This is a genomic window from Aporhodopirellula sallentina SM41 (genome assembly GCF_000346505.1).
Lineage (GTDB): Bacteria > Planctomycetota > Planctomycetia > Pirellulales > Pirellulaceae > Rhodopirellula > Rhodopirellula sallentina.
In genome coordinates this window covers 1-24,054 of the sequence record NZ_ANOH01000032.1, presented here as the reverse complement: position 1 = coordinate 24,054, position 24,054 = coordinate 1, and the positions used below count along the sequence as shown (strand labels likewise).

Annotated in this window: 14 protein-coding genes and 1 pseudogene; 5 read left to right on the top strand and 10 right to left on the bottom strand. The window is 59.0% G+C overall.

Annotated elements, in window-relative coordinates:
* Positions 1 to 97: 97 nt before the first annotated feature.
* Together RSSM_RS01560 and RSSM_RS34410 are read right to left on the bottom strand one after the other, a co-directional pair.
* Positions 98 to 949 (bottom strand): ParA family protein, encoded by an 852-nt coding sequence (locus RSSM_RS01560; protein WP_008673762.1) that lies wholly within the window; start codon positions 947 to 949, stop codon positions 98 to 100.
* 66 nt (positions 950 to 1,015) lie between these two features.
* Positions 1,016 to 1,525 (bottom strand): hypothetical protein, encoded by a 510-nt coding sequence (locus RSSM_RS34410; RefSeq protein ID WP_236620875.1) that lies wholly within the window; start codon positions 1,523 to 1,525, stop codon positions 1,016 to 1,018.
* 156 nt (positions 1,526 to 1,681) lie between these two features.
* Between RSSM_RS34410 and RSSM_RS01550 the strand changes: the two genes are divergently transcribed.
* Both RSSM_RS01550 and rarD read left to right on the top strand, forming a co-directional pair.
* On the top strand, positions 1,682 to 4,378 hold the full coding sequence (locus RSSM_RS01550) for a hypothetical protein (RefSeq protein ID WP_236620874.1): 2,697 nt from the start codon (positions 1,682 to 1,684) through the stop codon (positions 4,376 to 4,378).
* A 651-nt stretch (positions 4,379 to 5,029) separates the two neighbouring features.
* A complete protein-coding gene (rarD, locus tag RSSM_RS01545) occupies positions 5,030 to 6,052 on the top strand; it encodes an EamA family transporter RarD (protein WP_008673758.1) in 1,023 nt (340 codons plus the stop codon).
* Here the strand turns inward: rarD and RSSM_RS01540 are convergent.
* Both RSSM_RS01540 and RSSM_RS01535 read right to left on the bottom strand, forming a co-directional pair.
* A complete protein-coding gene (locus RSSM_RS01540) occupies positions 6,022 to 7,134 on the bottom strand; it encodes an ROK family protein (RefSeq protein ID WP_008673757.1) in 1,113 nt (370 codons plus the stop codon). The two genes, rarD and RSSM_RS01540, sit on opposite strands and share 31 nt — an antisense overlap.
* A 108-nt stretch (positions 7,135 to 7,242) precedes the next feature.
* Positions 7,243 to 8,019 (bottom strand): hypothetical protein, encoded by a 777-nt coding sequence (locus RSSM_RS01535; RefSeq protein ID WP_144059491.1) that lies wholly within the window; start codon positions 8,017 to 8,019, stop codon positions 7,243 to 7,245.
* A 162-nt stretch (positions 8,020 to 8,181) separates the two neighbouring features.
* Between RSSM_RS01535 and RSSM_RS01530 the strand changes: the two genes are divergently transcribed.
* The 3 genes from RSSM_RS01530 to RSSM_RS01520 all read left to right on the top strand — a co-directional run bounded on the left by RSSM_RS01530 (position 8,182) and on the right by RSSM_RS01520 (position 11,708).
* Positions 8,182 to 9,090, top strand: a complete 909-nt coding sequence (locus RSSM_RS01530) for an SDR family NAD(P)-dependent oxidoreductase (protein ID WP_008673752.1) — start codon at positions 8,182 to 8,184, stop codon at positions 9,088 to 9,090.
* Between the two features lie 308 nt (positions 9,091 to 9,398).
* Positions 9,399 to 10,040 (top strand): HEAT repeat domain-containing protein, encoded by a 642-nt coding sequence (locus tag RSSM_RS01525; protein ID WP_144059493.1) that lies wholly within the window; start codon positions 9,399 to 9,401, stop codon positions 10,038 to 10,040.
* 312 nt (positions 10,041 to 10,352) lie between these two features.
* Positions 10,353 to 11,708, top strand: coding sequence for a homoserine dehydrogenase (locus tag RSSM_RS01520; RefSeq protein WP_008673747.1), 1,356 nt, complete (start codon positions 10,353 to 10,355; stop codon positions 11,706 to 11,708).
* Between the two features lie 209 nt (positions 11,709 to 11,917).
* Here the strand turns inward: RSSM_RS01520 and RSSM_RS01515 are convergent, their stop codons facing one another.
* The 6 genes and pseudogenes from RSSM_RS01515 to RSSM_RS01490 all read right to left on the bottom strand — a co-directional run.
* On the bottom strand, positions 11,918 to 12,517 hold the full coding sequence (locus RSSM_RS01515; RefSeq protein WP_008673746.1) for a hypothetical protein: 600 nt from the start codon (positions 12,515 to 12,517) through the stop codon (positions 11,918 to 11,920).
* Between the two features lie 1,133 nt (positions 12,518 to 13,650).
* The gene (locus tag RSSM_RS01510) at positions 13,651 to 14,934 is read right to left on the bottom strand and encodes a hypothetical protein (protein ID WP_236620873.1); all 1,284 of its coding nucleotides are present in this window, start codon (positions 14,932 to 14,934) and stop codon (positions 13,651 to 13,653) included.
* A gap of 49 nt (positions 14,935 to 14,983) precedes the next feature.
* Entirely contained in the window at positions 14,984 to 16,831 is a 1,848-nt protein-coding gene (locus tag RSSM_RS01505) for a coiled-coil domain-containing protein (RefSeq protein WP_008673741.1), read from the bottom strand.
* Positions 16,832 to 16,860: 29 nt separating this feature from the next.
* Positions 16,861 to 19,422 (bottom strand): hypothetical protein, encoded by a 2,562-nt coding sequence (locus RSSM_RS01500; RefSeq protein WP_008673740.1) that lies wholly within the window; start codon positions 19,420 to 19,422, stop codon positions 16,861 to 16,863.
* A gap of 58 nt (positions 19,423 to 19,480) precedes the next feature.
* Positions 19,481 to 22,372 (bottom strand): membrane protein, encoded by a 2,892-nt coding sequence (locus tag RSSM_RS01495; RefSeq protein WP_008673738.1) that lies wholly within the window; start codon positions 22,370 to 22,372, stop codon positions 19,481 to 19,483.
* A pseudogene (locus RSSM_RS01490) lies at positions 22,369 to 24,054 on the bottom strand (BatA domain-containing protein); the annotation flags it as partial. The gene RSSM_RS01495 and the pseudogene RSSM_RS01490, both read right to left, overlap by 4 nt.

The following is a 24,054-nucleotide window of genomic DNA, read 5'->3' as shown; positions in this document are numbered from 1 at the left end:
CTCGTTTGGCATTTCACCCGAGGCCTTACGGCCATTCGGCTCACTTTTGCGATTCCACCCGAGGCCTTGCGGCCGTTTGGATCACTGGGCGGTTGCCCTAGGCGGCCATGCGGGCTTGTTCGCTGTTGGTTGGCTCGGGCGTTTCCATCGCGGCTCGAATTTCTTCTTGCGCGATGACTTCCTCGGCCAACGATTGATAGTCGACCGCGCCGTTGCTTTCGCTCGAATAATCGAAAATCGACTTTCCGAAACTCGGTGCTTCCGCCAAGCGGATGTTGCGACGAATGCGTGTGTCGAAGAACTTCGCGTTGCGGAAGAACTCTCGAGGTCCTTTGGACGCGTTGAAGAACTCGTCGATGTCCGTGCTGACTTCGGCGGCCAATCGCGTGTTCGAATCGTACATGCACAGAACCACGCCCGACAAACGCAGACGACTGTTCATACGCCGCGAGACGACTTCGATCGTTCGCAACAGTTTGCTCAGCCCGTGAAGAGCGAGGAAGTGTGGTTGCAGAGGCAGGAAGACTTCGGTCACCGCAACGAGTGCGTTGATCGTCAGCACACCGAGGCTCGGCGGGCAATCCAAAATCAGATAATCGAAATCGTCTTGGTCGTCCGCGAGTTTATCGCTGAGGATCATCTCCCGGCCGACTTCGCAGGCCAGTTCCATTTCGGCGGCGGCGAGGTCAAGGTTGGAAGGGACGACGAACAGGTTTTCGTCGACCTGTTGGCGAGCGTCGGCAATGGATGCATCACCACACAGGATTTCGTACATGGTGGCTTCGCCGTCGATGGCGGTGATTCCGAGGTGCAGCGACGCGTGGGCCTGCGGGTCCAGATCCATCACGCAGACGCGTCGTCCGGCGCGAGCGAGGGCAGCGGCCAGGTTGACGCTACTGGTCGTTTTTCCCACGCCGCCTTTTTGGTTGATTACAGCGATCGAACGCATGACTGAACTCCGGTTTGAGGGCAGAGGGCGGGTTGTGAAAACACAATCCGTGTCGAGTTGGTTGGGTTAAACCGATGAGTGTCGGAGCGATTGATAGGCCAGTAGCACTTCGTACAGGTCCGCATCGATCTTCACGCAATCGTCCGCGAAATCGGTCAGCCAGGTTCGGTTCGTTTCCGCCGCGTCGATCAGCAAACGTGTGATCTGGGCGAGCGGAATGGAAACCGTTTTGGGCTGGGCCGTTCCCGCCATTCGGTCCATCTCCATTTCACGAACAAAGCTGTGTTTCTTGATTCGAGCGGGATGCGATTTCACGGCGGTCAATCTTTCGGCTAATAACGAGGCGTATTCGCTCGGTACTCCCGCGAGGACTCCTTCCTCGCAGTCGGTACGGTGCTGTTTAGCAAGGCAGCACGCTCCGTCGCCAGAGCGTCCTGCAGATGTGGTATCGACTTTGACGATTAGGCGACTTGATCGGATTCTGCCGATTTGTCCGGATTGAGAAGAAATGACGCCCTCGGCCGCTATCGGTCGGTTGGGGAGCGAATTCGTCCGGCAGGCCCAAAGTGTGCTCATTCGCTAGTATTTCGCATGGAATTTCACTAATGAAACGTCATCATGCGTGGCGGATCCACCGCGTACGTAGACGTTTCCTACTTGATTCCCCACTTCCCAGAAAAACGAATGCCCCGCCTGTATGGGGAGCGTACAATGGTCCCCATTGGATCAACGATGCCCTCTGAACCCATACCCGCCGACGAATCGCCGAAGAAGGATCCGCAATCGCGAGTTCCCCGGTCGGTCGTTCCTAAATTGCTGCCGCCGACCAACACCGGTCGATATGTCACCGGAGCGAGCGGGCACGGCGAAGCGATGTTCGATAGCGGTTTGGTAAAGAAACCGCCGGCCGAAGATCCGACCGCCGAAAACGCCGCCAATGAATACGGCCCCGATGCGACGGGTTCGGATGTGAAGGGCTCAGGTGCGGCGGGCCCCGACAGCAGCACCAGTCACCCCGACAGCACTGCGTCACGGACGGGCGATCTACAGACGCCTGACGACATCGCGACCGAGATGGCGTTCGATGAAATCGCGGTCGAAGAGATGGTCCGCGATCTGGAGTTGGAGGCGCGAGGTGACGATGGGCTTGCTGACGAGGATTCGTCGACCAGTGCCAATGAAGATGACTTTGCCGTCATCGGCGTGCAAAATTTTGAATGGCGGTTGTCGGTAATCCGCATCGCGGCGCACCGCAGCGCCGACGCGATCGCCGCCAGCCAACTGGTCGAGCCGTCGTGCGACAAAGAAGAGAAGCTCGCTCGGATTGTTCTGTCGACGTATCGTTTAATCGACCCACGATTCCGTCCCAGCTATTTCCAACAGGTTCGTGTTGGTCGGTTGTTGCCGTTGGCGCTTCAGCGAGCCGCGTGCATCGATTTCACGCCACCGACCTTGCAAACGCGCAGCCGTGTTTCTCGAAACGAATCGGTTCGCTTGTTCGGACACCCGTTCCCGATCCGTGTGGATCGAAAACACGATTCAACACGCAAGAAACGACGCCGTGCCGTGCCGCAAGGCGACGACGTGTCCAGTCGCGACGAAGCGTTGGAGGTGCTCGCGGAATTGCGTGCTTTCTCGACCGCTACGACAGTCCGTCGTTGGATGCATGACACGCGTTTCTTGTCGGCGATGATCATCGTGATCGCGGCGACAACGGTCGGATTGGGAGTATTCGCGGCGCGACGGCGTTTGATCCTTCCGAGCCCCGCGGTTAACCGACCTGCGTCCGTCCAAGCGAACGCGGCGTCTGGACCGGCGCCGGACGTGCTGGCGGCTACGGATGAGGAGGCTGGTTGGATCGCAGTGGACCCGGTCGATTCGGACCGAACGCAACTGCCGGATCGTTCGATGCCTCATGTCCCTGCGTCGGATGCGGAGATCGGCTCGGCGGCGATGACGACCGATGAGTTGCTCGCCGCGTTGGCTGAGGTAGGCAGAACGCCGCCCGTCACGACTCCGTTGCCGATCGAAGCATTGCCCCGGAATACAAAGCCCGGAGGAGCGTTGCCCAGAGAAGTATTGCCCGGTGAAGCGTTGCACAGGGAAGCATTGCCGATGAACCCGACCGCCGGCATGCCGGATGTCGCGTCGATCGACGTTGCCACCGACGGACCGACAGGTTTGCGATCGAGAACGCTCAATGACGGCCGGATTGCGGATGACGCGAGTTCGGGGGACCAATCGTCGAGCCTGCTCGATTGGATGCCCGAAATCTCGCTTCCTGAATTGTTCGATTTGGATGTGTCCTCCGCCTCAGCTAACACGCCATCGCCGCGGGAGATGCCGAACGCTGAGGCTGCTGGCGTCGGAAGCGATTCCGAAGGTCTCGCAGCCACTGAAGAAAACGCCACGGCGACTTCGGATTCCCCCGCGACTTCGGATTCCATTGCGATGGACGAATTCGTTCCAAAACCACCTGTGCATTCGGACGAGGAAATCGCGACCGCGGTTTCTGGATTGTGGTCGGAAACCGAATCGGCCGCGAGGCGGTTCACGGTTGCTTCGGCGAGCAGTTTGATCGAGCAGTGGGATCTCGTGGCGGAGATCGCGTCTCCGGATTCGTTGGAGTACGCCGCGGCTCATGATTTGATTCGCCAGGCAGCGTGGCTGACGCATCCGGTGTCGGACATTGTCGCGAGTTTACGTCAGACAGCTGCGTTGCAGGCGTTTCGATTTGCCGATGTCTCGCACGTGGATGCCGAACTGCACAGCACGATGGGTTTGACCGGAGACGAGGTCGACCGGTTGCTGGCGTCGTGGCGTGCGTCGCGTCGCCGCGTGGTGGCGTCCGCCGACGTCGAACGAATGTTGGTGCAGGCCAACGTGTTGCTCGATCGGATTGTCACCAGTGATCAGATCGACGCTTCGAAACGGGCCGCGTTGCTCGACGATTTTCGGACGGAGGTCGAGAGGTTGGCGAAGATCGTTTCGGATGAGGAGTTGCTCGCCGAAACCGATGAGTTGTTCACCGCGATCAGCAGCCTGCCCGCTTCGGCGGAATGGACGAGATTGTTGGACGCGGACAAACCTTCGGGGTTGTTAGGAACGATCTATTGCCTGCAGCAACGTCGATGGGAAGAAGGGATTCTTTGGTTGAGGCAGTCCAGTAATCTGGTGGTTGCCGGATGTGCCAAGGCGGAATGCGAGCTGTTGCAGTCGGGAGGTCCTGACAGCAGCGATGCGGATTGGATCGCGTTGGCAGATCGGTGGACGAAAGTCGCGCAACGACTCAGTGGCCGTGAGGCTGCCTCGATCCGCTGGCACGCGTTGCAGATCTACGGCAACGAAGAGTCCACCGCGGACCAACGTAAAGAGCTGATCGACGCTTTGCCGCAGTACATGCGATCTGAATTCGCCGGGCTTCAGTGATCTGTATTCTGGCGAGTTCAGTTGCGGAGGTGCTCGGGTAGCGAAACTTGCCAACGGTTTGTCGATTTCATCAAGAGTCAACCCGTTTTCGTTTAACCGGTAGCCGTAGGCGACGTGCAGTGGCAAGCAGGTCGCCTACGGCTGCCCGTTAAACGCAATACCGTTCAATTTTCGTTTAACCCGTGCCCGAAGGGTAGGTTGTGTTCCGTCAAGCGTCGCCTACGGCTACCGGTTGAACGAAAACGCCACAACCCGGTGCTTCATTGAACGGTATTGCCGTTAAACGCAATAAATCAACAGCCCGGCTAGCGAGGGATCGCTCGCAACCACTCGCTTGCGCATCGGGCTGGTATTTGATTGTGAAGCTTGGGGGGCGTTCAATCAGCAAATTCGCCGAGGGTTTCGGCTGTCCCTACGAGTCGCCGAAAGTCTTCGCGACTTTCGCTACGGTTTTGGGGCAAGTTTCGTGCTCGCGGGGTGGTTCTCTTGTTCGTGAAATCGTTGTGGTGGTTGAACCTTTGACTCGTTGTTAGAGTCTCTCAACTTTCCACGTGCTCTGAGGCGGGGACGCCGGTTGCTTCCCTGCGTTTGCCATTGCGACGGGGACTACGAATTCAGAAAGTTTGGCTCTTGCTACGCGATTCTCAACGTTTGTCTGCCAATCAACTCGGTAACGAATCCACCTCGGTGAACCGTGTCGGGTTGGTCTGCGCGATCGCGGCTCACGTGATGTGGGGGCTGTTCCCGATCTATTGGCGGCAGATCGAGGGGGCGGACTCGATGGAATTGGCGAGCCACCGGATCGTGTGGTCTTTTGTGACGCTCGCGATCATCCTGCCGGTTTGTTTGCGGATGGGATGGTGGGGCGGTTGGCGAGCGATCTCGGCCAGCCTGCGAGACAAACGTGTGTGGACCCTTTATTCCGTCGCCGCGGTAATGATTGGAATCAACTGGGCTGCGTTCTTATGGGCGGTCAATCACGGCAGGGTTCTCGAAGCGTCGCTCGGCTATTACATCAACCCGCTTTTCAACGTCCTGCTCGGCGTTGTTTTTCTCGGCGAACGGTTGGGCCGGTGGCAATGGATCGCGGTGGCGATGGCTGCGATCGGCGTGGGGGTCATGGCTGTCGGCAGTGGCGGGATCCCGTGGGTGTCACTCGCCATGGCGACGTCGTTCTCGATCTACGGGTTGGTCAAGAAAAAAGTGTCGCTGCCCGTTTTGGTGGGGCTGATGTTGGAGGTTTCGATCCTTTTCCTGCCGGCCGCGATCTACCTAGGGCTACGCGTGCAGAACGGCGTTAGCGCGTTGCAATTTGGCTCACCCATGGTGACAACCATGCTTTTAATGGCCGGTTTCATCACCATCTCACCGTTGGCTCTTTTTGCGGTCGCGGTGCGGCGGGTGGACCTGTCGTTGATCGGTATTCTGCAGTACGTCGGGCCGACGTTGCAGTTCCTCGTTGGAGCGGTCATGTACAGCGAACCGCTCGACCAAAATCGGATAACCGGTTTTGTGTTCGTTTGGGCTGCGTTGGTGATCTTCGTTACCGCGACTAGCCATGCGTCACGCAAAAATAAAGACGCGTCACGCAAAAACAAAGAGGTTTCACCCGGGCAGGACGATGCAAGCGAACCGAACCGGCGTCAGGCGGAACCGGCGATCGAGTCAACGTAGGCGCCGATCACGGATGCCTGGTCGCCGCAATGCGAGAACGAGATCTCTCGGAAGCTGCGGAAACCGTCGAGAGCGCGTTGATAGAAGGCTTCCTTGACCTTCTCGAGGTAGCGATCTCGGACCGCGGGAGCGAGGTCGCAAACACCGCCGCCGATCACCAAGTCATCGTAGTCGCCGATGTACTGGATCATCAGCAGCGCGACGCCCAACGCGGTGGCTTGGTCGTCGAACAGTTCGAGAGCCAACGCGTCGCCGTCTGCCGCGAGTTCACGCAGTCGTTTGGCGCGATCTTTGGCGGTTCCGTCGATTTGGTGCAGTGAGTGGTCTTTCCACTCATCGAGTGTCAAGCGATACGCGAGTTGATGGGTTAGAGCGGTCAGCGAAACGGCCGATTCAACCGTGGAGAACGCGTTGCCGACTTTGAGTTCCTGATCCTGTTCGTGACGGAACACGTCCGCCGGCAGCATCAAGTGACCGGCATGTCCGGCCCGTCCTTCACTGCCGCGAACGACTTCGCGGTTGCGGACTTCGCCTCCGCCGAGTCCCGTGCCGACGGCGACCATGAACAGCGATTCGAGATCGGTTTCGGCGTCTTGGACATTGATGTTCCAGCGCGATGCGATTTCGGGAGCGACTTCAATGTCGCCACGGCGGACTGCAAATTCACCGAGCGCCGCCGCTTGTCCGTCGCCGAGGTAACGCACCGACAATTCGCCGCCGTCAATTTTGGCTTCGACACGATCGTCCTTGCGTGCTTCCTCACGGAGTTTCTTCTCGAGTAATTCACGAACCGGGCAGTTGTTCCATTCCGGATGCTTCAGGTTAGGCGTCGATAATAAGACGCCTTCGCAGGTCGCTGGGCCCGGGGTCGCGATCGTGACCATGCCGACGTCGCGGAGCTGTTTGCCGCTGCTGCCGAGAACCCGAACGATTTCTGCGGCAATGTCTGCGATCGTTGCGGCCGGACCGTCGTCGCTGCGGGTTGGGAATTGAGGAGTGATCTCAATCAATTTCCCGGTTTCATCGCCCACGCAAACCGTTGACGTTGTTCCGCCAACATCGACACCAATGTAAATCCCCACGCGCCCTAATCTCCGGTATAACGGCGGTTTGATAAAACTAAACGAAGTGGCAGCAGGTTAACGAGTCGACTGCAGATTTCCAGAGGGAGCGACCCGGCCGGTCCTGCGTTAGAGAGTCACCCAACCCGGACGACTCGGCCGGGATCCACGCTGCCGGTGAGCGGACTGGAGCGCCGGCATCCATAACAGCGGTTCGCATACCGAGACCAGTGCCGAAGGGTCGATCGGTTTGAAAAGGCACCGCGTCGCCGCCGATAGTTGCTCCGTCTTCTTTTCCAGCCCCGCCCATTTCGGTTCGGCGAGCAACACGGCCGGAAGGTCGGGATAGGTTTCGCGGATCGTCACGAGCATCGCGAGCACTTTCATCGGATCGTTGCCGACGTCCCAAACGATCAGCTCGACGTTGCCTGACCGAGCGGACGTCGGGTTGGCCGCCGTGACGCCGGTGACCGGTTGGTCGATCCGTCTCGGTTCGATCGCCTGTGCGACTTCGCCGGCGATCTCTTCGACCTCTGACAATAAGGTTTCCGCACTCGGCGGTCGCGGCAGCCCGCACGCCCGGATCACCGCATCGGCGGTTCGTGCACACATGCATCGCATCCCCGCGTGGTGCAGAACCCCAGCGGTCGTTAAAAGGGACAGTGGTTTTTCATCGGCAACGACAACTGTTGCGTTCGTCGTCGACCCGCCCGTACTGTTTCCCGTTGAGCCCGGCGCCGCGAGCATGCTGTTCGGTGAGCCCGCCCGGTTGGGCAATCCGGATGGCGAGTTTCCCGATGGCGAGTTTCCCTGCGGCGGAACGGACGAGTCGTGCTGCGAAACCGGTCCGGCGGGAGACTGGTCGGTGTTGTTACCGGCGTTGGGTGCGGGGGAATTTTCGTTCATGATGGCGACGTGGGATTCGCTGGTACGTAGTGCTCGGGATCTCGGCGATAGCAAAGTGATGTCCGCCAACACAAGTGCAAAAAGGGACGTCATCCCACCGAAGCGGCTGGATTTCGCTATCTTGGTGTTTAATCGATTAGTCTACAGACCCAGCGAACCCTGATGGCAACTCAACCCAACCAGCACCCAAATCAAGACGCGACGCAACCGAATGTTCGGCAGGGGCAGCAGGGGCAGCAAGTCCTCAAGGGGCAGCGAGCGGTTGTTTCGGGAGCCTCAAGGGGAATCGGCCGGGGGATCGCGATCGCGTTGGCCAAGGCCGGCGCTGACGTGGTGGTGAATTATCGCTCGCACCACGATGCCGCGATGGAGGTGGCCGAATTGTGCCGCCGCGAGGGCGTGCAGGCGCATGCGATCGCTGCCGATATGTCTCACCAGGACCAAGTCGAACGTTTGATCGACGATGCCGCCACCGCGATGGGAGGCCTGGATATCGTTGTTAGTAATGCCGCCTACAGCGATCGACATTTGATGGTCGAGTCGGATATGGCAGAGTTTCGAAAGACGATCGACGTTAGCATGTGGGGTGCGTTTTATTTGGTCCGCTCCGGTGCGCAGCGGTTGATTGATGCAGGAAACGGCGGCAACATCGTCGTCATCAGCAGTCCGATGGCGAAGGTCGCGATGCCCGGTTCGATGGCCTACAACATGGCAAAGGCCGCCAACGACCAGATGGCTCGCACGGCAGCGGTCGAGTTGGCCTCGCATCGGATTCGCGTCAATATCGTGCACCCCGGATGGATCGATACGCCGGGCGAACGCAAGTTCTTCACCGAAGAAAAACTACAGGAGGCAGGCCGCAATCTGCCGTGGGGGCGTCTCGGTCGTCCGGAAGAAATCGGACGCGGCGTCGTTTTTCTGTGCGACCCGGCGAGCGAATACGTGACCGGCACGACGCTGACGATCGACGGCGGCATCCAATTGCCTTTCGGCGAAATGTACCGGGTCGAGGAGAATCGCAAACGCGAAGCAAACGTCGCTGCGGGTGAAAAAGTCGCTGCGGACGAATGACTCGGCTCCTGCCTGCAGACCCCGGGGAATTATCGGATTGGGCAACATTAAAGGATTGGACAGCACTAAAAGATTGGACTTGGAACCCGTTCGCTTTTTTTGGTAACCACGCTGGTTCTGACGGGTCCGCCTGTCGGTGTTCACGATTCTTCCTATCTCGGAACCTCCTCATGGCGTCCGAAAAACGTTCTCCGAATCCTTCGCTTTCCAATCCCCACGCCGCCAAACGTGGACGGGGCACGCGCGGATTTTCGGTTCGATCCCGTGCTGTCCTGGCGAGTTTTCTGGCGACCGGTTCGTTGTTTGCGATGACCGGTTGCAAAGACGGGCCGATGTATGCACTCAAGCATGCCAATCCGTATTTCACGATGCGGCAGTGGGCAGAGGACGAGAAAATCGGCATCACCGATCACCAGCGTCGCGAAGAGTTGCAGCAATTGGCTGAATCGATGCCGACGCTGTCGCCCGAACGGCAACAGTATTGGTCGCCGCACTTGAAGCAAATCTTTGAGAACGACGAGAGCCCAGAGATGCGGCGTTTGGCCGTGCTCGCTGCCGGAAAATCGTCCGACGCGAGTGTTCTCGGTTTGATCGAGGAAGGGCTCAACGACGACGTGATCAAAGTCCGGATGGAAGCTTGCCGGGCACTCGGAAATCGCAGCGAAGACGACGCGGCACGTTTGCTCGCGTCGACAATCGGTTCATCGCAGGACAAAGACGTCCGGCACGCAGCGATCGCGGCACTCGCGAATCATCCTGGCCAGATCGCAGCCGATTCGCTGAAGCTGGCGTTGCAGGATCGTGACCCGGCGACGCAGAACCTTGTGATCGGATCGCTGCGGCAGAGCACCGGGAAAGATTTCGGAAATAACCCGGAAACCTGGATCGCCGCGCTCGAAGGCAAAGAGGTCGAGGAAAAACCGAGCGGCGGTTTCCGGTCGTTCTTCTAGCACAGTTCTTGATCTGAAGACGTGCACGTTGGCGATTTCAGAAGTTGGTAGTAGGACGCGGCGAGATTCAACATTTCCCGGTCATCAATGTTCGGTAGCGAAACACTCCAAGTGTTTCGGCAGGGCCCCACGAAATTCCGAAAGTCTTGGCGACATTCGCTACGGTTTTGGTCGGATTGTCTAGCCGTAGTCGGGATTGTGCGGTCCGTGTCGTTGGGGGACCTACGGGTGCCAATCGCCGCGTACCTCGGCTATGATGCCCGCCGAACATAGCAAACCGTTTTTCTGATCCCTACAACTATCCATTTTGCAATGTCTTCAACGCGTCCTGATCGCGATCCATCCCGTACCAACGTCGCAATTTTGGGAATGGGAACGGTCGGTGCCGGGGTGGCCCGGTTGCTGATTGATCACGGCGATCGAACCGCACGGCACGCCGGAAAAACGATCTGGTTGTCCAAAGCAGTCGTTCGCGACCTGAATAAACCACGCGGGATCGATCTGCCCGAGGGCATTTTGACCGACTCGATCGATGAGGTTCTCGAGGATCCCGAGATCGACGTCGTGATCCAATTGATGGGAGGCCTCAGCCCCGCCCGTGAAGTGATGCTGCGGGCGATGGAAGCGGGTAAAGACATTGTGACCGCGAACAAGGCGTTGCTGGCCGAACACGGCGGTGAGCTGTTCACGCGGGCGCGTCAATTGGGACGCAGTATCGCGTTCGAAGCCGCGGTCGCCGGGGGCGTGCCGATCATCGCGAACGTCAGCCAGTGCTTGTCGGCAAACCAAATCTTGTCGCTCGAGGGAATCCTCAACGGAACGAGTAACTTCATCGTTTCGCAAATGGATGAGAAGGGCGCCGGGTACGACGAGACCGTCAAAGTCGCACAGGATCTCGGCTACGCGGAAGCCGATCCGGCGATGGACGTCGATGGAACCGACGCGGCGCAGAAGCTCGCGATTCTGTCGCACCTCGCTTTCGGAGCGACCGTCGATTGGCGAGACATCCCACGCAGTGGTATCGATGGGCTTGATCCGGCCGATCTGCGTTACGCTTCGCAGCTCGGCTATCGGATCAAACTGCTCGCGATCGCGAGGTTGGTCGACGGCGAACTCGAGCTATCGGTCGGCCCGACCCTGGTCCGAAAGGGGACACCCATGGCGGAAGTACGCGACGCCTACAACGCGATCCGTGTCGTCGGCGACGCCGTGGGACCGGTTTTCTATCACGGTCTCGGTGCGGGCCAAATGCCGACCGCATCCGCTGTGGTGGCTGACGTCATCGACATGGCAGTGGGCCGGACGCCGATCACGTTCCAAACGCTCGAGTATTTCTCGGAAGACCGACCTGCTCGTGCGGTGCAGCGAGATGTGGCTAAACTTCGCGGGCGGTATTACTTGCGATTGCACGTTGCCAACCACCCGGGAACGCTCGCGGCGATCACCGGCGTGCTGGCCGAACATAAGATCTCGATCGCATCGGTGATGCAGCACGAAGAACACGAGGACGCGGCGAGTGCTCACAAAGGGACCACCAATGGCGATTTCGTTCCGTTGGTGATCATGACCCACGAAGCGAGCGAAGGGGCCGCCGCCGCAGCGACGGAAGCGATTGCCGCGTTGGAATCTGTCGACGGAACCGCGGTCCGTATGCCGGTCCGCGGTTAAGCGTTTCACGTTTTCGTTCGCTGTCGAATTGCCGTAGCTGGATTCGCCGGAATCCAGGCTTTGCACCGTCAATGCACGATTGAAGTATCGTGATCTGGAAGGGCTTCATTTTTTTAGGTAGCGAAAATCGCCAAGAGTTTCGTTGGGCCCTGCGCAACTCCGAAAGTCTTGGCGACTTTCGCTACGGGTTTCTTTAGTCTTGGCGACTACTAACCCAGCACGACGGGTTGGGGTACTTTGGCGAGGCTCGGACGGAAACCTCGGATGCCTCGTGGGGCGGCGAGATGCTGAGCCGTGTGGTGTGTGCGGTTGGGTTGTTTCCGGGGCGAGCGAGAAACGTACGACCATCGAACGCGTGCATCGCCAGCGGTGATCAGCGACGTCTCGGCGGCGAAGTGAACTCGCGCCAGGTACGTGACGACGATAACCGATCCACTGGGGACGGCATGGAAATGAATGTCTACCGTTCGGTTGAGTGAGTGGTTGGTCGGCTGTACCGATTCGCCGTCGATGTATGCCGACACGACTCGATCGAGAATCAAGTTGGGGCTGAGCCGGCGGAAGAGAGAGAACTCCACCACGTCCGCGTGGTCGTCTTCCTGGGCCATCTCCACGATGAATCGAAACTGCACGGTGTCGCGAGGGATCGCGATCCGTTTGTTCGATGACTCGCGCCAACGCAGCGGGCCAGATTCGCTGTGCGACACTGGGGGGCAGCGTGAATGATGAAGCGTCGATTGCACTTCGTTGCAGTCGAGAACCAAACCGTCGAGAGTCGGATCGGTCAGATTGGAGGGGACCGTCTTCATTGTCAGTGTCCTGCTGCAGGTTCGGAGGCAACGATTGTTCGAAGTTCTTTCGACGAAATCGGCTCCGCCACCGATAACAGCCCGCTGCGACATGAGAGCATTGCACCCGCCAATGCGCCGCTTGCGAAAGTCAACGCGTGAATTCAAAGAACAACCCGCATTTCTCGTCGGATGTGTCAGTTGGAACGATTAAAAAGCGGTGTCCGATTGGGCTCATGTTTGGATGAGAATTCGCAGCAGGTTGTCTTTGATGAGGGCCACTGAATGAGGATCAGTGGCTTTGAAGGAGTTGGGGTCGTTCTGATCGTCCATGCTGATTATCGATGCGGATCCTAACGGAAGGTGTCGCGTTCGGGATGCGTCCGCTCGTTTCGGTTGTATCGATTCGATGACGAAAGGCTGCGTCAAAATGTCATGTGCAGGCGTTTTAGCTTGCGTAGCACTCGCAGTTTGGCAAGAATGAACTTCCGAATGACTATCCGCTTCTACCACCTCATGAGAAAGTAAGAACATGACCGGTCTACATCGTCTCGTTCTTGGATGTTTTGTCGCCACCCTTTTGGTTTGCGCCACCGCGGCTCCTGCCGAAGCAGGATTCTGCTGTGCTCCTGCACCGGTTTGCTGTCCTCCGCCACCGGTTGAGGTTTCTTGGTGCGTGATGGATCCCCGCACATGCTGCACCTATCCGGTGTCGGCCTGCGTCCCAGCCTGCTGTGCCGGAAGCCAACCTTGCTTGGTGAGCTGCCGCAAGGGATTCCTGGGGCGGATTGTGCTGACGTACAAATTCCCGTGCTGTGATCACTGCGTAGAGGTCGTGATCACGAAATTCGGACGCACGATTGTCCGTTAGGTATTGGGAAAATGGTAGCTGGACTCGCCGAAGTTCAGACTCTCTTCCACCGGTGCTCCGTCCGAAGTCTTCGTGACTTCGGCTACGGGGATTGGGGTTTCTCCGGCTATCGATGTAGCTGGACTCGCCAGAGCTTAGACTCTCTTCCGCCGGTGCCTGTCCGAAGTCTTGGCGACTTCGGCTACGGTGGCTAGCGGTTTTTAGACTGCGCGGCGATTTCAGTTCAACGGAAGCACCGTGCCAAACGCGTTTCGCTGGGGCCGCGTTGGTCTACTGTTGCTGTCTACTGTTGCTGCGTAGCGAGTTTGCGGAAGTAGGCTTCGATTGCTTCGCGGTAGTGCGTTGGCAGATCGCGGCTGATTTGCTGCAGAGACTCCTGGCGTTCGGCGGGTGGGAGATTGCCCCAGCCGTTTTTGTCGGAGTTGTTCTTGCGATCGGCATCCCCTTGCCCGCTTGCTCCGGCGATGCGGCTATCCTGCATCGGTTGAGCTTCGCCGTTGCGTGGTGTGCCGCCTTGTTCGCCACCTTGCTGTTGTTGTTGCTGCTGCTGTTGCTGTTGTTGCTGCTTTTCAATCTTGTCAATCAGCTTCGTCAGCTTGTCGATGATCTCTTGCTCGCGGTTTTGCGTTGATTCGTCAGCACGGCCGAGGTCGAGCCGGCGAGTCACGTCGGTCATCAAACGAGAGATCTCGTCGAGCGAATCTTCTTTGAGCGGTTTGATATCCGCGATCATCATCTCAGCGGTGCGAGAATAGCGAACCGGGATTTCTTGCTTGTGCTGCAACAACGTCCGCAGATCGGCGAGTGCCTCGGTGGCCTTGAGCAGCGAGTGGTAGCAGACGCCACGATAGAACAACAACGACGCCGCGTCGGGCGAGATCGACGGATCGACTTCCGCGAAGATCGGCAACGCCTCGTCGTAGAATCGCTCGCGGACGAGTTCCCGACCGATCCACGTTCGCACGGCAGCCCGCATTTCCGGCGGCATCGATTCAATGCTCGCGTAATCGGGACCGCTCGGGTCGAGACGTGTGGCCAATTCGAGCAATTGATCGTCGGCGCGGGCGAGCATTTCGTTCACCGCGTCCACCTGCAGAGCGATCGCACGCACCCAAGCCGTCAACGGTTCGGTGTCGTCTTGGCGAACGTCCATCAAAAATTGATCGGTCGACAATCCAATTTGTTCGGGCGTGATGCCGATCGTGTCGAGCGAGCGGCGAAGCATCTCCGACATTTCGGCAGGATCGAGCGGCGTCCAGTCCGCGTTGTTTTCGAGCGTCTTCTCCGCCGGTTCGAGACCGCCCATTTGGTCAGGATCGAGCGGGACGGCTTTGTGTTCAGGAATCAGCCGCTCGGGAATCGGCGAATCCGCCGGCGGAGTTGTTTCGTCGGGCGTTTCCGCTTCGGCGACGAGTGGGTGACGCAGCGAGGGAGTTGATTCGGCGAAGAGCGGGTCAGAGAGAGCGGGGGTGGCGATGGCAGTGAAGACGAGTAGCCTTCCGAGTCTCGCGAATCTTTGTTCTCGCGGTCGGTTAGCTCGATGGCTATCCACCCAGGTTTTAGTCACCCGGGGCTCTTTCACGCTTCGCATACACCATTCTCCCAAACAGTCAGGTTCATCGGTTGCGTTTGGTTACCAGGTCACGCGTGATCTGGTACAGCCGATCTTGTCTTTGCGCTAGGTCTCGTAGCAAGGGCAATATTTCTTCGCCGTTGGAATTGTTCCCACCCGCATTATCCGCGTCGAGCAATCCGCCGTAGCGATCTGTTGTCCCTTGGATCCGACTCTGCATCGTTCGCAACAACTTTAGCTCAGCAAGTGCCTGAACGAGCGGTTCTTCGCCAGAACCCTGATTTGGCTGCTGTCCGCCGTCCTGTTGCTGCTGTTGTTGTTTCTTCTCGTTGTCTCGTTGAGCCTTCGCAAGGGCCGCGATCATCTCCTCGAGGGCCGCCAAAATGTCAGATTGAATCCCTTGCGTGACCGCATCGATTTTGCTCTGCCCCAAACGGGTGGTGACTCTCTTGGTATCTTCACGAAGTTGCAAAATAACTTCAGGAAACGCGACACTTGAGCCTTCTTCCTTGAGCAACAGCATCGCTCGGTCGGCTTCGAGCGTGATTTTCTGCTCTTCAAAAGCCAGGTCGCCGGCCTTCAAATCCGTCGCACGATCCCGTTGCGATTGCGGGGTTTGGGCGAGTTGTGCGGTGTCGTCGAGTACTGCCGATTGCATCGCCGCCATCTTTCGTAGACGCGACTCGAGCTTGGCGAGTTCACGTTGGATCTCTTCCTCACGCAATTGACGCAGGATTTTCTCGAGTTTGTCGATCGCCTTGCGAAGTTCCTCTTCGGCTTGGCGTTGCTCCTCGGTGGCCGCGCCTCGCTCGTTCTGAGCGAGTTTGTCTTGTGCCTTTTTCATCCGCTCGATCGCCTTCTCGAGTTGATCCTGAGCGTCCTGCTCGGGCGATTGAGGCTGTTGATCTTGTTCGCCTTGTTGCGATTCACCCTGCTGCGATTCGCCTTGTTGCGATTCACTTTGTTGCGATTCGCTCGGTTGCGACTGACTTTGCTGGGATTCGCTTTGTTCGGATGAGTTTTCCGACGACTCGCTATTGCTTTGAGATTGCTCTGAGTCGGATTCACTCGGTGATTCCTGGGAGCTCTCCGAGTTCATTGCTTCATCGGATTGAGAAGACTCTGATTCAGAAGACTCCGATTCGGATGATTCGGATTCAGACGACTCTGATTCGGATGACTCTGAAGATTCGTTGGCTGAGTCGCTATCTGACTGAGCGTCGCTTTCCGTTTGCGACTCACTTTCCGACTGACTGCCGTTTTCGGAATCCTCGTCGTCGGATTCCCCATCTTCGTTCTCGTCTTTGAGTTCCTCGTTGAGCTGTTCGGCGCGTTTGGAAATCTCTTCTTGTTCGCGAAGGACTTCGTCGAGGTCGACTCCGTTTTCGGTTCTCGCCCGGACACTGCGTTCGTTGCGTTCGGTCAGGCGGAGTTGTTTGATGATTTCGCCAATGCGTTTCTTCTCGTCGCGAATCCGTGAACTGCGGTCTTCGCTGAGCAGCAGTTTGAGGAGGCCCTGCAATTCCGTGGTGGCCGTCTTTTGGTCGTCGAGGGCTTTGGACAGTTGACCATCGGCGATCAGGTCACTCGCACCACGCAGTTTTTCCAGTACGAAACGTTCGCGCGATTGCCGGGCGACTCGTTTGAGCAGGGCGGCACGTTCGGGGTTTTCGCGGGCTTCGACGTCCGCGAGACGCAGCAGCAATTCTTCGAGTCGGGCGTAGCGGGCGGCGACGCTGGTTTGGCGGGCGACCAACGGATCGGGTTTGTCGGCATCGGTTTCTTGACCGACCGCGATGCCGTGGACCCCGCCGACCAAGGAGACCGACAGCGAGATCAGGATTGTTAGGATCCCGAGGAAGGCGAAGCGTTGGAGAAAATGGCCGTGCATGGGCGAGTCGCAGCAGGGTGTGGATTGAGTCAGTTAAAAAGATCCAGTACGCGTTTGCTTTGCTCTTCTTCGGTCTCGTCGAGCAGGGATTCTTGGTCTTGGATCAATCCGCGCATCAGGTCCAATATCTCATTGAAACTCTCCAGGTCCAGCATTTTTTCGAGGACCGCGGACAGTTGCAGCAAAATAGCGTCGTTGGTCGTGACGGCTGTTTCGACTGCGGAACGCATGCGTTGGTCGGCGGGAGGTTCATTTTCCGCACCGTCGCCAGCGGAACCGTCGTCAGTGGCACCGTCGGTCTGCGTCGCCATCAAAATCCGTTCCAACTGCACAATTTGACGCCTCAGGTTGGGGAACGGTTCCTCAACGACGTCGGAAAGTGGAGTACGCACGCCTTCGTCGAGTCGTTCGCGGCGGTCGACCGAATCGATCCGGTTGTTGACCATTTCGAGTAGCAAACTGTCCAAACCGGCGACGATCCCGGCGAGTTCGTCGGTCGTTTTCGCGGCCTGCAGTTCTGCCTGGCGGATCCGCAGTTGAACGCGTTGGCGAGAGCGGAACTCTTCTTGGTCGGAGGCCGTGTTGTTGGAGGCCGCGTTATTGGATCCGTCAGAATCGGTTTGCGTGTCGTCGGGCCTATCGTTCCCGTCGGATTCGCCGTCGTCTGCCGGTGCTAATAGTTCGACGGCTTCGGTTTCGATCGCGGTGAGGCTCTGGCGCAGTCGACGTGTTTCGTCGATCGCCTGCTCGAGACGCGAACGGAATTCGAGTTCCCGTCGTTCGAGCGTCGCGAGAAGCGTCTCCGGTGTAACGACTTGCAAACGAATCAGTTCGCCTTGTGTGACGTGTTCGCCGGCAAGGTTAAACCGGTCCTGGGCGAGCGTGTTGAGCGTCACGGTCGCACCGGGAGAAACGGGCTGGAGAACTTCATTGTCGACTAGGTCTCGCAGATCGATCGTCAGCGACGTGTTGCCTTCTCGGTCGAGTTGCGGAGACACCGAGTATGACTGTTCGCCAGCATTCGGATCGCTGCCTGTTTCAGCGTTACCCGCGTCGGGGCCTGCTGCGGCATCGCCCGGTTGTTGCCGGACGATCATTGAAATCGACATCGATTCGATTCCGTAGTCGTCGGTGGCGGTTGCCTTAATCGGCAGGCGAGCGATCGGCGTGATGGACGATCCGATTCCCGACATCCGCATCGACGTCTCGGGGGCTTCGTCGCGGACGACACCGATGAAGTAGCGATACGCGGCTTGGGCGGAAATCCCGTCGGCATCGCGGGGCACCACCCGAATCGACGTGGCATCGCGGACGTCGTCGAGAGCGAGTGAGAAACTCATGCCGTCGTCGGCAATCTTCGCGTCGAGCGTGGGGGAGGTTTCTTCGGTGGTTTCGGAGGTGCCAATCGCTGCGCCGGAGCCAGCGTCGGAGGCGACCACGTCGACGCCGCCGAGCGGAGAGCTGGCCAAACCCGTCAGGATCAATGAACTGCCTTCACGAATCCGAACGCCGGCTTGGTAGTCGAGTTGTTGATCGAAGTCGGCGTTGTTGTGAAAGACACGCAGGTAATCGGGATAGCGAACCTGCATCTGCATCTTGGCAATCGCCGGTGGCTCGACGGCTTCGATGCGGTAGTCGTTGAGTCGGTCGTCGAGGCCTCGGATCGAGATCGTCACCGAATCGGCGAGCGATGTCAGTGGCGGTCCGTCGAGAACGAACGATTGATAGCCATCGATCACCCGGCCGACCCGTCGCAGGTTGCTCTGGCCGCGGTTGCCTTCGTCGTCGACGTAGGTTGCCGTGCAAAGGTCGGGGATCTGATGACCGAATTCTTCGCCGGCGGCTCGTACACGCAGGGTCGCGTTGCTGCCGCGGGCCAACCGAACTGTGTTTCCTTCGAAAGTGACCAACTGCGTGGCCCCGTCATCGGCTTCGGACGCGGCGATAATCGGCACTTCGACGCCAACCATCTCGAGCTGTGCGTTGCGGGGCCACGGGCTGTCCGAGAACAACGTCAGCCGCCCGACCGCGCGTCCGAACGTCTGGGGGCTGGCGATGGCCATGATCAACGCGGCCAACACCAACGGCACGACGATCGTCACTTTGTGGCGAATCGGTTCAGGGCGGAAGACTCGATCTAGATCCACCTTTTCGACTTGACGCTCGGCCTCCTGACGCACCTGCCGCATGAACGTCGGGCTGTAGGAATCGCCGCTGCGTGGCGTCTCTCCGAGCTGTACCGCGGTGACCAGACGCCCGCCGATTTCCGGATGATGACGTTCGATCAACAACGCGAGCGAATCATCGGGCAATTCTCGGTTGAGCCGGGAAAGCAGGTATCGCCACACGAGCCCGAGTGCGATCACGCCGGTGATTACCAAAACCACCAAACGTGCCGAACGTGGCATTTCACTGCCGCCGACACGGACCGGCAAATAGTCGATCAGGAATGCGATCCAAAACGCCGCCATCACGACCACCGCGATTGCCAACACCGAATCCCAAACGATGTACCGTCGCACTTGGTGACGCAGTCGCGCTAGCAACGACGCGACCGAGCGTGGCAGAGTTTGAGCGGAGGAGTGTGGCATGAATTTTGGCGGTTCTAACGCAGAGGAATCAAGGAAACGGAAGATCAGGGAAATACGACTAGGCGAGTCGGTGCAGTCGTCGAGTCACCCACTCGAACGTCAGTACCGACGCGATCAACCACATCAGCATCGCGTTGCGACGTTCGCCGAACGGACGGTCCGGCGTACCGGCGAGGACGGTGACCTGTGGTTGCGGTTGGATCGTGGTGGTCAGCGACTCGACGACGCCGCTGATTTCCGCGGGGCTGTTGACGGGCAGGTATTCGCCGCGTGTCGTGGTGGCGAGCTGCATCAATTCGTCGTCGGCTCGGCGTGGCCGTTCGAGTTCGCTCGTTGGCAACCGGACTTGTACCGTTTGCCGCAGGATCTGTTCATCCAGTGCGTCGCCGACGGTCAGTTGGATTTCATACCCGCCGCTCTTGGTGGCGACGAAGTTTCCGGTGTAGGTTCCGCCGCGTGGCGAATCGGCTGCGGGCGAAAGCCGTAGGTCTTTGATGCTGCCGTCGGGGGCGAGCAGTTTGGCGGTAACGAACGGTTCGTTAAGCGGTTGGAACTGATCGTCGACCAGGACGGCACGCAGCGTCACCGTTTGGCCGACCATTGCACGGGCGGCGTCGACCAACAGCACGCCGCGGTTGCTGTCGCGGAGCAGACGACCTTCGCTGACCCAGCGGACGAGTTTCGTGTAGTAGCTGTCGAAGTACTGATCGCCGGCCGCCCGCAAACGCCACATTTCGCCGCTGCCTTGGAAGTAAACACGCCCGGCCCCGTAGAACTGGCTGGCCATGAAGATCGGCAAACTACCGCTGACTTCCGTCGTCGGGTCGGAGAAGTACGAATAAACCTTGGCCCCCGGTTTAGCACTTTTCACGCCGACGTAATCGTAGACGTTGCCGACTTCCTGCCAAATTTCGAAGCTCGCCTCGGGCGTATCGGCCACCCACAGGAACTCGGCACTGGAGGCTTCCGGCGTGAAGTCCAACGGCCACGCATTGCGTCCGCCTTGGCGACCACCGCCGAGCAACGGACCACGGGTTGCCAGATTGACAGGGAAGAAGCCATTGATTTGGCTCGACCGTGCGTTGCCGCGTCCGCCGGTGATTTTCGGATGATAGACCGGTCCGGCGACCAAGATCAAACCGCCGGCTTGTTGAGTGAGGAAGCGATCGATCAGATCCAACGACGCCGAATCGATCGCCGACCAATCGGGGTCAAACATCAATATCGCGTCGTAATCGAACACGTCTTCGGCGGTCTCCGGAAAAGCCGTCAGCAGTTCGTCCGCATCCTGGCTGATTCCCGACTGGCCGGTCTGCAACCAGACATCGAGCTGCACGGATTCGTCGCGGTAGAGCAGGTTTCGCACAAAGCGATATTCGCGGGTCGGCCCGCCCGCGATCGCTAGCACCTTCAGTTTGCGGGCGACGACTTCATAGCGGGCCGATTGCATGTCATCGATGCGGTTTCGGTCTTCGGGCGGTGCGTTGATGCGAACGCCCAATCGGCGACGGCCGACGGTTTGAGGTTCGATCTCGAAACGGATCCCCGTCAGCGTTGCGTCCGGTTCCAAGCGAACCCGTTGGGTCTCGATGACTTGTCCGCCCGGGATGCTGGTCGCGGAGTCGTCAGAGACGCCGTTTGGTGAACCTTCTTCGGCGGAGTTGTCCAACGCGTCGATCAGTTCCACGTCAACTTCCATTGCCGATTCGCCGGTCGCCTGCAGCACCGCGGCAACAACGAACTTGTCACCGGGATAAACCCGCCGTGGGGCTTCCAGATCGACGACGCGAACGTTCGTTGGCGGTTGGCTGCTGCCGAGTCCGACCGGATACAGCGAAACTTCATCGCGACGAGCCATCGCCAGGGCCGACGACAGCGGCGTGCCACCGTTGTTTTGACCGTCGGTGACCAAAACGACGCCGGCGAGAGTCGTCGCGTCGTGGTCAACCAAGATCGATCGCAACGCGTCGCCAATCGGGCTTTGAGCTTCGCTCGCGGCCAGAGCGGTTTCCCAATCGATCGAAACGGCTTCGGGAGCCTTCGTATCACCCGAATCCTGTTCGTCGGAATCCTGTTGTTCGTTGCCCGTCGAGTCGTTGTTTGAGTCTATTGATGCGTCCGAGGCGGTTGACTCCAAACCGACGATCGTGGCGAACGTTTGGTCGGTATCGACCATGTAGACCGCACCCAGCGAAATGATGCCTGTCACCATCGTGATCGCCGCGACCAACAACAGCCAGCCGATGGTTTCACTCGGTCGCGACGCGTCCGCTCGATGCGAAAACCCACGTCCGGATTCGTCAGCCGCGCTCATCGACTTGGCCGGACGCAGCGACGCGGCGCCACCGATAATCAACGACAAAACGCTGGCCACGGCGAACACGCTCAGGCAAAACAATCCAAAAAGTGCAAACGGATTCGTCGCATCGTCATCGCTTTCGCCGATCGATCCTGTACCGGTTTCGTCGTCCGACGTCGCTTCGCCTTCTTCATCGCTGCCCTCTTTGACGGCAGACGTGGTGATCAGTGATGGGCCGCCGGGGCCGCCGATCGCGTAAACGCTCGTCCGGTGTTCTTTGCTGAACGTCTCGACCAATTCGGATCGCTCGAGCAATTCTTCGGCGATCTGTGTGCGGCTCGGCGAGTCCATCGCACCGCTCGAGGGCAGCGACATCGATTGGCTCGTGTCGACCAACACGACCACTTCGCTCGGCCGAGTGATTCGCCGTTCGGTACGGCGAACCAAATCGAAGAACAGGAATACGATCGCGAGCACCGCCGTTAATCGCAAACCGATCAACGTCCACCGAACCGGTCGCGGCAGTTCCGCCGCGTCACGGCGATAGTAGAACGCACAAAGAACGAGCGCCCCGATGATGGCGATGAACAGCGATGCCCACATCCACCAACCGTCGATCGATGCGGTGCGAGCGAATTCATAAATGATCATCGCGTCACCTCCGTGGGTTCGTTCGTCGAGGTCGAGGCGTCCGTCGAAGTTGCGGTCGGACCCGTTTGGCCTTTTCTGGATCGCGACCGTGATCGCATCTCATTGGCGGATTGATGAGCCCCGCGAGCGTTGCCGAATCCCGAAACGTGTTGTCGATCGCGTGATGATTGATTGGATTTGACGTGGTACGAGGCCCAGGCGGCGAGCGCCTGTTCGACCGCGAGCAGGATCGCGAGCAACAGCAGCAGGATCAGCAGGAACGTCGACATGCCGCCGATGTTGCCGTCGTTCTCCCAAGTTCCCGACGCCAAAAACTCGATTCCCATTCCCGGCAGGTCTCGCAGGACCTCCGCATGTGTAACCTGGGCCAGATCGCTTTCGCCGATTCGCAGCACCGATGCGACCGGCAGGACACTGGTCTGTCCATCGGTTCCGGTTCGTTGCCACTCCGCCACGCCTGGCATCAGGAAGTCATCGACCCCGGCTTGGTCGTCCACCACCATCTCCACCGGAGATAATTCCACCACCGGCGATTGGTCATTGGCTTCGATTTCGATTGACATCCGCGGCGGTTCATCGGCCGGCGGCAGCAACGTCACCGTTGGCAGGAAACTATCGCCGGGCAGAGCCAATTCCGCCGGTTCGTCGATCAGTCGCGAGGTCGGCGGTGACGCTCCGCTGAACAGCATCGCGTTGGTTTGCAACAGGAACACCACGAACGTCGGGTCACCGGGCCAATTGTTCCACTCGCCCTCGAGCCCGGTATTGACCGTCACGATTCGTCCACGGCCGAGCATGTGTCGTACGGCGACGGGGATCCCGTCTCCTCGCTCGAGCAAGACGCGAATGTCTCGCGGGTCGTCGTCCTCATCGCTGGCGAGGATGATGCCGTCGGTAGTGTCGTCTGGTGGAATCGAATCGCCGTCCGGGACGAGCTCCGGTGTTTCGGTTGGTTCAGGAAGTGCGATCTCCGACGGTTCCCAAACCCGTTGCAGGTTCACCAGCGCGAACACGCCGTTGCCCGCCCGCGCGATCGGTCCGAGCAACTCAGCGTCTTTGCCGAAGACCAATGCGTTTTCTCGCGTGTTCCCCGAGGATTCGTCGTCGGTCGATCCGAACGTGGTGTTGAGGCTGACGATGCGGTTCAGGCGGTAAGGCAGCAGAGATCGCGTTTCCGCCGCGAGCGTTTCGTTATAGCTCTGCGGCGACACGTTCTCGCCGAGGAACCACGCCAAGCCGCCTCCGTTGCGAACGTACTGGGCCAACGTGTCGGCGGTGCGTTCGTTGATTTGCGGGACGTCCACGAGATAGATCGCACGGTAGCGGTTGAGCGTTTCCGCCGTCGCGTCACGGAGCATCGCCATCGGGCGAACTTCCGGAATTGCACCGATTCGAACTTGGCTGCCGGGATCCAATACCGACGAGATGTGATACGCGCCGAGGCCGTCGGTGTTCCCGTCGACGATCAGCACCCGCTGTGCGTCAGCGAGCGGGATTGTGCAAACACGCGTGTTGTCAATCGCGAGTGCGTCATCGGGCAACCTGACGCGAACGACGTGAGTCCCCTGTTTGTCGATGTAGACTTGGAACGACTTCGTCATCTGTTGGCCGGCGGGCAGTGAATCGATCATGATCGCCGGCAGGCTTTGCACCGAACCGCTGAGCGTCGAGGTCGGGTCGGC